General features: G+C 44.7%; 7 protein-coding genes. 1 reads left to right on the top strand and 6 read right to left on the bottom strand.

What is annotated here, in order from left to right; genetic code table 11:
* Positions 1 to 42: 42 nt before the first annotated feature.
* Positions 43 to 1245, bottom strand: coding sequence for an L-2-hydroxyglutarate oxidase (gene lhgO, locus VPNCDNU1_RS27780; protein WP_104403388.1), 1203 nt, complete (start codon positions 1243 to 1245; stop codon positions 43 to 45).
* A gap of 223 nt (positions 1246 to 1468) precedes the next feature.
* On the opposite strand from lhgO, the gene VPNCDNU1_RS27775 reads away from it, so the two are divergent.
* Positions 1469 to 3640, top strand: a complete 2172-nt coding sequence (locus VPNCDNU1_RS27775; RefSeq protein WP_104403387.1) for an ATP-binding protein — start codon at positions 1469 to 1471, stop codon at positions 3638 to 3640.
* Here VPNCDNU1_RS27775 and VPNCDNU1_RS27770 read toward each other — a convergent pair.
* The 5 genes from VPNCDNU1_RS27770 to VPNCDNU1_RS27750 form a co-directional block, all read right to left on the bottom strand.
* Positions 3637 to 5754 carry a TRAP transporter permease gene (locus VPNCDNU1_RS27770; protein ID WP_104403386.1) on the bottom strand — a complete coding sequence of 706 codons (2118 nt, stop codon included), beginning with the start codon at positions 5752 to 5754 and terminating at the stop codon, positions 3637 to 3639. The genes VPNCDNU1_RS27775 and VPNCDNU1_RS27770 overlap by 4 nt on opposite strands.
* Before the next feature lie 92 nt (positions 5755 to 5846).
* A complete protein-coding gene (locus VPNCDNU1_RS27765) occupies positions 5847 to 6863 on the bottom strand; it encodes a TAXI family TRAP transporter solute-binding subunit (RefSeq protein ID WP_104403385.1) in 1017 nt (338 codons plus the stop codon).
* Between the two features lie 351 nt (positions 6864 to 7214).
* A complete protein-coding gene (locus VPNCDNU1_RS27760; RefSeq protein WP_104403384.1) occupies positions 7215 to 8555 on the bottom strand; it encodes a sigma-54-dependent transcriptional regulator in 1341 nt (446 codons plus the stop codon).
* 41 nt (positions 8556 to 8596) lie between these two features.
* Entirely contained in the window at positions 8597 to 9835 is a 1239-nt protein-coding gene (codB, locus tag VPNCDNU1_RS27755) for a cytosine permease (protein WP_104403383.1), read from the bottom strand.
* Positions 9832 to 11991: a transporter substrate-binding domain-containing diguanylate cyclase gene (locus VPNCDNU1_RS27750; RefSeq protein WP_104403382.1), complete on the bottom strand. Its 2160-nt coding sequence runs from the start codon at positions 11989 to 11991 to the stop codon at positions 9832 to 9834. Before VPNCDNU1_RS27750 ends, codB begins: the two co-directional genes overlap by 4 nt.
* Positions 11992 to 12620 lie beyond the last annotated feature (629 nt).

Here is a 12620-nt window from a genome sequence, read left to right as displayed (position 1 = left end):
TTCCTAGTTAATGAGTTAATTGGTTAATTAGCTTCTTAACTCTTATTTCTTGGCTTTCAGCTCCGCGACCTTTTCACAGATGTAGTTCCCTATAGGGATAGCAGATGTGGCTGCGGGAGAAGGAGCATTGCACACATGAAGACTGCGTTTGGATTCCACAAACAAAAAGTCATGAACTAATGTCCCGTCTTTCATAACCGCTTGAGCACGGATGCCTGCCGGATAAGGCTCTAAATCATTAAGCCCGATTGTAGGACAGTATTTGTTAACCAGCTTCAAGTACCCCGGCTTCCACCACGAGTTTTTGGTTTCTTCTAGCCCTGTTTTCAGGTGCTTTACTAATACTTTCCAAAACCCTTCAAAACGCACCATTTCAGCGGTGTCTTTCAAGCTAAAATTGAGTACTCCATACCCTTCCCGTTTCCAGCCTTGAACTGCGTTAGGTCCTACAGTGACGGAGCCATCGATCATCCGAGTCAAATGTACACCGAGAAAAGGGAGATCCGGATCAGGAATGGGGTAAATTAGATGGTTAACAACGCCGTTGTGTTTTTCTGCTAATCGATAATACTCACCGCGAAACGGGATAATCTGGAAATCGGTAGGTAAACCCATGAGCTTCGCGACACGATCAGCCATTAAGCCACAGCACGCGACGAGAAATTGGGTTTCTACTGCGCCGCCATCCAACCAGACCTCAACGCTTTCAGTATTCTCAATTAGACGCGTTACGTTGGCATTAAATCGAACCTCTCCACCCATCTCGATAAACTCAGCTGCCATAGCCATGCAGACTTTGGTGTAGTTGACGATACTGGTGGTTGACACGTAGATTGCCCCTAACCCAGTAATGTTCGGCTCACGCTCTTTTAGCTGTTCTTTAGATAACATCTCGACATCAATGCCATTGTCTTGGCACCGCTCGAACAACGCTTCCATCCGCTTAACTTCTATCGAGTTTGTGGCGACTAATAGTTTGCCGCAGTTTTCAACAGGAATATCATGTTTCCGGCAAAAAGCCTTGGTTGCATCCACGCCCTCACGACAAAACTGGGCCTTTAAACTGCCCGGTGCGTAATACACCCCAGCATGAATAACACCGCTGTTGTGTCCAGTCTGGTGCATGGCGAGTTGCTTTTCCTTTTCGATAAGCAAAATTCGCGCGTTGGGTTCGTTTTGCTGAAGCTGCCAAGCTGTCGACACCCCAACAATTCCCCCACCTAATACAACATAATCATATTGCACAGAAAACCCCTTTTGCACGATCTAACACTCGGATATGCCTAACTCACAGCTATATCTCACAATTTTGTTACATATGGACCGCTATAGACAGTTCTTTTGCTAAACTCAGTGTCAATTAGTGACTAAGGGCAAAATACGCCTTAGCGCGATAACTGACTGAAAAGATAACGTGGTTAACAAAATAAAGTGGTAGAGAACATATAGTGACCGAGAACAATAAATAATGGAGTACAAGAAACCGTCACACCCCTTTCGAAAACTGCCCGTTATCCTCTTGATCATTCTGGCAATGAGCCTAACTTTACTGTTTATCCGAGACACCACGAAAGGCTGGCTGTTAGACAGCACACATCTAAGCGGTCAGGACAGATTACTCATCTATGTTGGCGACATCCGCCGTACCTTAGCTCGCTACGATTTTTTGCCTTATTTAATTGCAGAGCACCAACCCAGCCGCTCACTATTGGAAGGCGGTGTCTCTCAAAAAGAAGCCGTCGAAACCTACCTCGCTCAATTGGATAAAGCATCTCAAACCCGTGGCTGGTATTTGCTCGACTCCAGTGGCGATTTCGTTGCCAGTAGCAGCCCAGTTTACAAATGGCGTGAATCCGACGGTACGGCAATTACGTCGTTAATGCAGCAGTTAGGGGGTGAGGTTGTTACTCTGAGCTACCTTTCTCAAGGGCAAGCGCGCTACTACCGCGCCGCTCCTATTTACGGATCTCAAGGATTGATAGGGATCGCAGTCGCTAGAATAAACCTTCAAACTTTGTCCGAATCTTGGCTGGCTAACAATGAGTTTGTTTTGATCAGTGATCGACAAAAACGCTTCTTCCTCACGAGCTCTCAATCTATATTGAATCGCCAAATAGGCAAAGACACAATGCCACCGCTAAGCCCGTTTTCACTGCCAGACGGGACAGAAGTTAGCCTCGTTTCTATTGAAGACCAACCTTATTTGGTTCAAAGCGTAAGTTTAGATGACCTGAAATGGAATATTCATTACCTGACCCCCATTAAAGAACTTGATGACACGGCTAACACCATCATGTTGATAGCGGCGATTTTAATGCTTTTGGTACTGGTCGTTATTTTGTTAACGATTGAAAGACGGCAAAAAATCCGCTCAAGAGAGGCTCTGCAACAGGCGATTTCCGATTCTGAAAGGCAACTACGCACTATCATATCGAAGACCGATGTTGGCTTGATGATGCTGACAGAACAAGGTCGTGTTGCCTATATCAACCCTATGGCATTGCGCTACTTCGGGTTATCTGAACCGTTGGCAACCAATATGGAAGCATGGCAGTTATTTGAAACCATGATGGGCAATACCACGGTTATGTCGATGCTCAAAAATTTATCGACACGCGCGGATTCCTCAAATAACACTAGCCCTTCTAAACACACAGGTTTTCAGAGGCAAAAAAATAAAGACATAACCGAGCTCAGCGCAGTAGAGGTGATGGCACAACGAAGTGACGGCTCGCGCTTCCCCACCCTATTCTCGCTGACGTACATGACGTTTGGTGCGCAATCCGGTTACCTTGCCACCCTTATTGACATCAGCAAACGTAAAAAAGCAGAAAATGCCCTTCAAAAGGCGAATCTAGAATTGGAAGAACGCGTAAAAGCCAGAACCTTAGCGCTCGAAGCGGCACAAGATGAACTGGTTCAAAACAGCAAAATGGCGGCACTAGGTCGAATGTCGAGTGCCATCACACATGAACTCAATCAACCTTTAACGGGTATTAGAACCTTGCTATCGAGCAGTGGTGTGTTGATAGAACGCCAGCAAACCGATTTACTCAAGGCAAACATGAAATTAGTAGATAGCCTAATTGACCGAATGGCGACGATGACCAGCGAACTTAAAACGTTCTCTTACAGCCGCTCACAAGAACTTGTTCCACTTTCCATTTCGGCTATTACAGAAGAGGTTCTTAGATTGCACGCTGACACACTCAAACCCATTCAGGTATCCGTGAGTTGGCCGGGCCCCATGCCAGATGCATTAGGGGAGCCACACCGTCTTGCTCTGGTTATTGGGAACCTTATTTCAAATGCGGTTGACGCAATGAACCAATCGACAGCGCCAATGCTGAAGATAGAGAGCACGGTTTTAGAGGAAACCATAGAGCTTCACATTCGAGATAACGGTACGGGCTCAACGGACGAAGCATTGCAGCACCTATTCGAACCTTTTTATACCAGTAAAAAGGTGGGACAAGGGCTAGGATTAGGCTTGGCAATATCCGCAAACAGCATGAAGGAAATGCAAGGAAAGGTATGGGCAAAAAACAACAGCAGTAGCCCAATAAAGCCAATAAAAAACGCCACCCCCGTATTCGAATCAGGGATGACGTTTACACTAAGCTTGAAGAAAGCCGGTTAGCTGGCCCTAATTTCTCCTGCCACTTTGTCATTTTGGTAACTGTAATAAAATAGCCCGATAAATACCGCGACAGCAGCAACGCGCATCGCCAACGGTACACCTGGCCACATCATAACAACGCCAAGAATCGCTATGACAACTCGTAACCACCAGCTCAAAGGAGATTCTAAGTACCCCTCAAGCGCCGCGATCAACGCGTAGACTCCGAATACAGAAAATACACCAATCGATATCACCGAAATAAGATCCCAGCTGACCAATGCGGTGTAAGCCATTAAAACAGGCACGATATACAGCCCTTTCGCAATTTTCCATGCAGTGAGACCCGTTCGCATCGGAGGTGTTCGTGCAATGGTTGCTGCTGCAAACGCGGTTAAGCAAACTGGCGGTGTAACATTACTGTCTTGCGACAACCAGAAGATAATCAAGTGGGCTGCAAGCAAGGCAAGGCCAACTTTCTCTATCCCTATCGCTTGTTCCAATAAGGTAGGTAAAAACTCCGCTGGAACCAAGGCAATCAAGCTTTGCGCTTTCTCAATCGCCATTGGTGCATTCAACAGTGCAAGTTGATCAGGCGCAGCCAGCATAAATATGGCTTTTGCTTGTTCTGGTAGTTGCCCTAACGTCAGCATTTCTAGCAGTTGGTCTTGGGCAATCAAGTTATAAAGAGCAGGAGCCGACAAGGTTCCGAGCACAATATATGCCGCTGTTACTGGTAAACCCATTCCCAAAATCAATGAAGCTAAGGCAATGAGCACTAACATGATCATTAGAGAACCACTCGCCCATTCATTGATCATGAGCGAAAACGTATTACCGACACCCGTTGTGCTGATCACATTGATAACAAGCCCGATGCCCGTTAAAAGCACAGCAGTGGTGGCCATGTTTCGCGAGCCTTGAGCCAGTGCTTCAAAAATAGCCTTAATGCCCATTTTGTTCGGCGACAGCCAAGACGAAACCACGACCGATATGATAGAGATACCCGCGGCATACGTTGGTGTAAAGCCAGAAACAAGTAAGTAAACCAGTACCGCCAGAGGGATAAGGTAATGCCAACCGGAAGCCAACACTTTAATTACGGGCACGCTGTTCGCTTCCACTTGATGCACGCCACTTCTTTTTGCCTCGATCCGAACAAAGAACGCGACAGAGAGAAAGTAGATCATTGCTGGAACGATGGAGACTGCCACGATATCAACATAAGGAATCTGCGTATAAGATGCCATGATAAAAGCACCGGCTCCCATTACTGGTGGCATCAACTGCCCGCCCGTTGAAGCAGCCGCTTCGACACCTGCAGCAAACCTTGAAGGAAAGCCAGCTCTCTGCATAAGCGGGATGGTAATGACGCCCGTTGAAACGGTATTGGCCACGCTGGACCCAGAAACCGATCCCATTAAGCCAGAGCCCATAACAGCAACAAACCCCGGACCACCAATAACTTTGTTGGCTGCCGCACGGGAAACATCAATAATGAAATCGCCAGCACCAGATCGGACTAGAAATGCGCCAAAGAGAATGAACATGAATACGTAGCTCCAGCTGATTCTGGAGATCGTCCCGAACATGCCCTCTGAACTGTAGAAGCTGCGATAAAGTAAGGTTTCTGCGCTTAAACCTGGAAAGTGAAAGACACCGGGAACCCATTGCCCCCACCAAACCACATAAGTCAGTGAGATAACAATTAGTACGGGGATGAACCAGCCGATCGTGCGTCGAATGACTTCAAGCACAATCACAATGCTCATCAGTGAAAACACCCAATCCAACGTAACGAATTTCACTCCACGATCATACAAAGCGTCTTCAGCGAGAGGGATGTAAATCAAACAGGACACCGCAGCAGCGGCAATAATCATATCAATGGCGAGAGCAAATCGGCTCTTCTTCCAACTTTTTCTTGCTGGGTAAAGCAGGGCACACACCAAGGAAAACCCAGCAAAGTGAGTGGCGGAAACCCACAGTTCTGGCAGTGTTGCTAACGTGTTAAACCAAATATGCAACCCAGCCAGAACAATGCCTACAGCCGTGATAAACGTCGTTAACCACGGAAAGTCCGTTCTTATAGGCAGCTCAAATTGCGCCAGATCGACGTCTTGTTTTTCTTCCATGAATCTTTTCCTCAGGTACGGCAGAAAAACTGTACCCGAGCCGAGCTGGGGGGAATTCGGCTCGGGTGCAGTGAGGGTTATTGAGCTATCGGTTACTGAACAACAAGGTGTGATGGAATCGTGATGCCTTGCTCTTTGTAGTAACGAGCCGCACCTGGGTGCAATGGTACAGGTAAACCAGAAATCGCTTTTTCAATCGCCATCGCTTTCGTTGCTTTGTGAATACCATTTAGGAAAGTTAGGTTCTCGTAAATGGTTTTAGTCAGCATGTAAACATCATCGTCGCTAATGTCGTCGCGAACGGCTAAGAAGTTAGGCTGCGCAATTGTATTGATGTCTTTATCTTGACCTGGGTAAGTGTTTGCAGGGATCACAAAGCGCGTCCACAATTCGTATCCATTGTTGGCTTCTTTGATTTGAGCGTCAGTAAAGTTCAATACTTGAATCTGGTTACCAAGCGCGGCGTAAGCGCGTGTAACGGCACTAACTGGTACACCGGCAGGGGTATTCATACCATCAATAGCGCCATTTTGTAGTGCATCAGCACTGGCACCATAGCCCAGATAGGCGAGGTTAAATTTATCTGGGTCAACATTTAAGCCAGACATAATCTGACGGCCAGATCCTTCCGTGCCAGAATTCTTTTTACCAATAGAGAATTTCTTGTCATTCATCTGAGCCAAATCGCTCACTGTTCCCGTTTTTGCAAACTTAGAACGCACAACAAAATGCTCGACGTTTTGCCAAAGCATGGTGACAGAGCGTAAATTCTTCTGAGGCCCTGATTGTTTCACTTTACCTTCGCCATTCCATGCCCAAGCACCGTATAAACCTTGAAGAATGGCAAACTGCGCTTCGTTTTCTCTAAGCAGTTTAACGTTTTCACCCGACCCAGCAGAGCTGATGGCAGACAAAGCGAACTTATGCTTAGGCTCCAACTTAATTTTACTTAGTGTTGCCAATGCAACCCCAACTGGGTAATAAGTACCGCCAGTCGATGCTGTTGCTAAAATGTAACTGCGATTTTCTGCTGCCGATGCGACACCAGAAACCGAAGCCGCAAGTGTGGTGGCGATAATAAGAGATTTTACGAGTTTGTTTTTTAACATGTTACGCTCCATGTAGGGTTATTGGCTCACCTTTCTTTCAAACGCAGTCGCTTAATTGAATCCTGTGAGCTTTTGTTGTTTCCATTCTCTATAGCAACATGCGAGCCAAAAGTTAACTATTTGTTTTATAATCATTTAATATGGAAAGCATCTCTAAATGAGCAAAATTACGCTTATACGAGCTAAAACTGATGAGCAAGATTTTGCTCATCAGTTTTTTAAGTAAATTCTTTGTTAAATATGGCTTGAGGTGAATTATCTTACCTTTGAACACAATTCCACCAGGCTATCGGCAAAATTTCGCTCATTTCAGATTGACTAATGGGGTGTATTTTCAGTGCGAACAAACCGTTATTTAGAGAGATAATCTTGCCGGCTTAAACCGTATTTTTGCATCTTCTGATTAAGTGTTCGCCTTGGAAGATCCAATTCAGCCATTACTTGGGTGATGTTTCCCTTGTGCTCACGTAATGATTTATCGATCACTTTGCGTTCAAAGTTATGCACTTGGGTAGCAAGAGATAAGGTATTGATGACAGGTTCTGATGACAACGATGCCGACTCCGACAGAATATCAGCCACCGAAAGGTCATCATGAGCAAAACGGGTCGCCACATTTCGTAATTCTCGAACATTGCCCGGCCAACGATAACTCAGCATCGTCTGTTTATCACTCAGCGTCGCTGGGCGGCATCCTGGGTTAGCTTGACGAGTATAATGTTCGAACAAAATAACCACGTCTTTATCGCGTTCCCGAAGAGGAGGAAGCGTAAGCTGCGCAACGTTAAGCCGATAGTAGAGGTCCTGACGAAAATTAGAGTGACCAAACAGGTTGTCTTTCGCTGCCGCAACCACTCGTAGGTTAATTTGAATCGGGTTATTTGCGCCTACCCTTTCGACAGTATGTTCTTGCAAGGTTCTGAGCACTTTCACTTGCATAGACAAAGGCATACTTTCAATTTCATCGAGAAACAGAGTCCCTTTGTCGGCATACTCTAACTTACCGATTCGTTGTTTACCTGCACCCGTAAAAGCCCCAGCTTCATGACCAAATAACTCACTTTCAAACAAGTTCTCAGGAATCGCCGAACAGTTAATAGGCACAAATCGGTGACCAGTTCGTGTACTGAGATTATGGAGGCAATTCGCCACCAATTCTTTCCCACACCCTGTTTCGCCATAAATAATGACGTTCGTGTCCATCATCGCTATTTTCGCCAGTTGCTGACGCAAATTCACCATAACGTCACTTTGCCCAATCAGAACTTGCTCTAACCCGTCTAACTGATCCAAATATTCAAGCCTTTGCTGGCTTTCTTGATTGGCTTGTAAGGAAGAGAATGCATTACTCACAGTATCGACTAAGCGATCAGGATCAAACGGCTTCTCAAGAAAGTCGAACGCTCCATCACGAAGGGCTTTTACCGCCATGTCTACATCACCGTGCCCTGTAACTAGCACAATAGGTACGGTAGGAATTCGATTTAACAAAGCATTCATTAATGCCAAGCCATCGTAATCAGGAAGCCTTACATCACTAACAATAACACCTGAAAATGAGGGCGAAACCCCTTCTAATGCCGATGTTCCATCGGCATATTCGGTAACGGAAAATCCTGCAAGTTGTAGCCATTGGCTGGTTGCTTGGCGAACGATGTCATCATCTTCAATCAGTACGATTTGAGAATCCATTCTGAATACTGCCTTTTAATGTCTGGAGTTAGGTCCTGTGATTACGACGCTCTGGAAATTGCCGCTTTCACAGGCTTTAAATGTAACACCCAGTAGGACAACATAGCTATGATTACGGCATTCACGGGGACAACCCCTGGTAGAATAGCGCCACCGACGATGCCAACAATAAACGCATAAATACCTAACCAATTCACTTCTTGAAATTCAAAACTGGCGTAATCTTGATACTGATGGCGACGCATTAAAAAGTCAGCAATGATCACTCCACCAACGGGAGGAATAGCAAGAGAAAGAAAATGTAACCATTCGATAAAATGATCGTAAAGCCAAAGCGCAAATAGAGTGCCAAGCAACCCGTTAAGCACCGACAAACGATGGCTCGGTAACCGCGTGATATTCGAAAATGCCAACCCAGATACGTACAAGGCATTATCGTTGGTCGTCCATATATTCAAACCCAAAACAACAATGGCTGGAATCAAAAGCCCCTGCGCCAGCATTGCATCAAATAAGTCTGCATAACCAATGCTAGAGCTACTTAGCGCACCAAACACAAACATTATCGAGTTACCAAATAAGAAAGCCAATACTGTAATGAACAAGGCTTTTTTATGATTTTTGGCAAATCTTGCAAAGTCAGCTGTTAAGGTTGCGGCGCTAATAAAAGTGCCCACCACCAAGGTTAGCGCTTCCGCTGTACTCAGTTTATTTGGAATAGAATTCAATTCACCGTAAAGCGCGCCTACGGTAAATGTTTCAAGCGCACACATAACGGAATAACCGCCAAACAATAAGATGGCTGGAACCGCAATAGCCGACAGGAATATAAGCGCTGACATACCAAAATAAGCTGTGCTAACCATCAGCAAGCCACTTACCGCAATCAGAATGCGGACATCCACCCCGATAACTTTACTTACGGGAATCGCGAACATAGCGACCCCAACGCCAAACCAACCAACTTGCGTACCACCCAGTATTAATGAGGGAAGCCACGAACCTTTATGCCCAAATGAAAAGTGGGTCAGAAGATGAGTTGAGAGCCCTGTTGTTGAGCCTATATAACCTAGTAACCCTGCGTACAAAGCCAACATAACATTGCCAGCTAATACTACCCAGATAAAGTCTGACGTTGATAATCCCCCCCAAACCACACCACCTGCTTGCATACTAGCAGAGAAGAACGTAAGCCCAACCAGCAAGAGCCCTAATGCCAGTGTCCGCTTTCTTGCATAGTAAGGAACGGGGCGGAGGCTAAAGTTTTCATCAAAAATCATGTCGAATCACCTTTGTATTGAAGGTGAAAGTCGGTGTAACTGGTGACGGTGTTTCGCCCCATTCGCTTGGAGTGATATAAGGCTCTATCCGCTCTTTGCATTAAATCGGTTATGGAGTGCTTAGCAAAGTATTGAGCAACACCAAAACTGCAACTCATGGTGCCAACTTCATCAAAATGTTCTGCATTAATCGCAAGCCTTAACGTTTCAGCTAGGTACTTCGCTTGTTCTTCAGTTTTACCTGGGCAGATAACAATCAGTTCTTCTCCGCCCCATCGCCCAACTAAATCGGAATCTGATATGTTTTCTTCAAACACTCTGGACATGGTCACCAGTGCTTGATCTCCGATTAAGTGACCGTAGCGGTCGTTTAAAATTTTAAAATGGTCGATATCCCCGAGAATCACACTGAAGGGTTTGCGGCTAAAGCCAAATTGCGCGACTTGTTCTGCCAAAACGGTATCGATGGTGTAGCGGTTATACAGCCCCGTGAGCTGATCTTTTGTTGAGAGCTCTTCTAGTTTGCGATACTTCATTTGCAAAACATAATAGCTGTACCCTATCGCGCATACCACGATAAAACCAATGACCAACACAGCCCAAACCAGCCGGTTATCGCTTACGGGTTTGTAGTTTACTGGTGTCCACGAATTTAAAATGGAGGAATGCAAACGAATGTCCATTTTATCTATGGCTTTATTGAGGATCTCGGCTAATTCTTCTTCTGCTTTATTCACACCAACACTCAATGGGAATGCCTGATTCATTCGGCTTCCCACCATAAGATTAGGGAAATAATTTTGTAAGTGATAGGTCACAACCGGGAGTGCACCAATAAACCCGAAGAGTTCTTTATTCTCCACCATTTGAAGCCCTGTAAATGCCGAGTCTACAGGGACAAAGTTGACATCGGGGTAGCGCTCACGAAATTCATCCGCAAGGCCGTGATTTCGGTTAAAGCCAACATACCTCCCTACCAGCGCACTGATTTCAGCGGCATAAGGCGTATTTTGATGTATAGCGACAGCAACGGGCAGAGAAAGATAAGGTTGGGTATAGGTCATGTAATCCAAACGAGATTTGTTTGGGCGACTCAAGGTTAGAACATCACATTTTCCCGCTTCGATGTTTTGGAGTGACTCTTTCCAACTTGTGCTTAATACGTGTTCGAATTTTATAGCTAGACTTTTCTCAAAATACCGAACGTACTCCCCTGTCATTCCCTGCGCTTTTCCATCTAAATTTCCCTCAACGGGTAAGAAATCTGGGTGAGTACAATACCGTATGATCTGTTTCTCATTCAGGTACATGCGCTCATCTCGGTTTAGATTGAGCACATTGACTTTATTTGTCTGGTTATTAGTCAGCCATTTGCGTTTCAGCGACTGGATGGTTTCAGGCGACAGCGACAAATAAGCTTTATCAAGAATAGACGCGAGTTCTGGTCGATCATTTCGAACCGCCAGTGTTTGATAATAGACACCAAGGTTGACGTTCTCAGCTAGCGATGTGACCCGAAGGGGGGAATCGATGTAATTTTCGAGATAAAAACGCAAAACGTGTTCACTATCAAGTGCCGCAGAGACTCTCCCGCTCACTACTTTTTCAATCGAGTGAAGGGTATCTTGGGTTTCTACTAAACGAATTTCAGGGTAGTTTTCGCGGATAACAGGAATTTCTGCCGCCCCTTGAACAACCGCAAGCGACTTTCCTATCAGATCAGAAAGTTTGGTAATCGAGCTGATGGCGTCACTCGATGCGAGAGCATTTGTAACGGTAATGATTCTAGAATCGGTGAACTTGGCAAATTGCTTACCTTCTTGGGTAGGCGTCATGTTAGAAATGATGTCGAGCTCTTTCGCCTTAAGTTTGTCTAACGCCTCAGTCCAATCCGTCACATCGACAAACTCAACTTTTGCACCCACTTGTTGGGCAAGTAAAAGTACCAATTCTGTAGAGTAGCCTTTCCTCTCACCAAATTCGCGATAATTGAATGGAGGCCAATAGTCCTCGGAATGTACCTTCCATACTGGATGTCGTTCCAGAAACAACTTCTCATTAGCTGTTAGTGCTTCCTCTCCCTGAGCTTTAGCCACCAATATCAACGTCACTACTAATGGAAAAATCCAACGTAGAATATGTGAAAATTTATACATCTAGGGGAGAGTATCCTCTTCAATTTGAGCTGAAAGTTAAAATCCAAGAATGATATGGATTGAGTGTCACAATATAACGGCTGCCAATTTTAACTCAGTCACCAGTGATATCGATTCCAATTCGTTAATACTTAATACCCATGTGTGATCAACTTCAAAAGTAATTACTAAAAACTGCAATTCTAACCTTTTAATATAGTTTAACTTAGTGAATAGCGCAGAAATTCACATAAAATAATGTGCATATATATTAATTTTCGTTCTCATCCCCATAATAAAAACCTTATTTTCTGTGTTGCACATATTTTCTTTTGGATCAAAGCTATTGTTGCAAAAACAAATATTGAGCTGATTGTTAAAATCCAGTGAAACCCTCTCAATTTTTATGTTCTCCAAACAATATTAAAAATTTACTAAATATCTGTATAGTTCAGGAATACCGGAGAACCGCATGCTATTCTTGATTACAAGACAAATCTCAAAATTCATACAATCAAACGGAATTTGACCTTAAAATAATAAATTAGTTAATACTATTGGTTTTAAAATTTTCGTGGAGGGAATATGCGGTTAAGACTTAAAAATTTCTCTTTCCTTATATTTTTACTTGTTTTCTCGGGACTTACCTC

This window comes from Vibrio penaeicida (genome assembly GCF_002933855.1).
Taxonomy (GTDB): Bacteria; Pseudomonadota; Gammaproteobacteria; order Enterobacterales; family Vibrionaceae; genus Vibrio; species Vibrio penaeicida_A.
The sequence above is the reverse complement of the archived record's forward strand: the minus strand, read 5'-3'. Positions and strand labels throughout refer to the sequence as shown.

Excerpts from the sequence above, each read along its gene's own strand:
- VPNCDNU1_RS27775 (WP_104403387.1), top strand. The coding sequence starts at position 1,469 with ATGGAGTACAAGAAACCGTCACACCCCTTTCGAAAACTGCCCGTTATC.
- VPNCDNU1_RS27770 (WP_104403386.1), bottom strand. The coding sequence starts at position 5,754 with ATGGAAGAAAAACAAGACGTCGATCTGGCGCAATTTGAGCTGCCTATA.
- VPNCDNU1_RS27765 (WP_104403385.1), bottom strand. The coding sequence starts at position 6,863 with ATGTTAAAAAACAAACTCGTAAAATCTCTTATTATCGCCACCACACTT.
- VPNCDNU1_RS27760 (WP_104403384.1), bottom strand. The coding sequence starts at position 8,555 with ATGGATTCTCAAATCGTACTGATTGAAGATGATGACATCGTTCGCCAA.
- codB (WP_104403383.1), bottom strand. The coding sequence starts at position 9,835 with ATGATTTTTGATGAAAACTTTAGCCTCCGCCCCGTTCCTTACTATGCA.
- VPNCDNU1_RS27750 (WP_104403382.1), bottom strand. The coding sequence starts at position 11,991 with ATGTATAAATTTTCACATATTCTACGTTGGATTTTTCCATTAGTAGTG.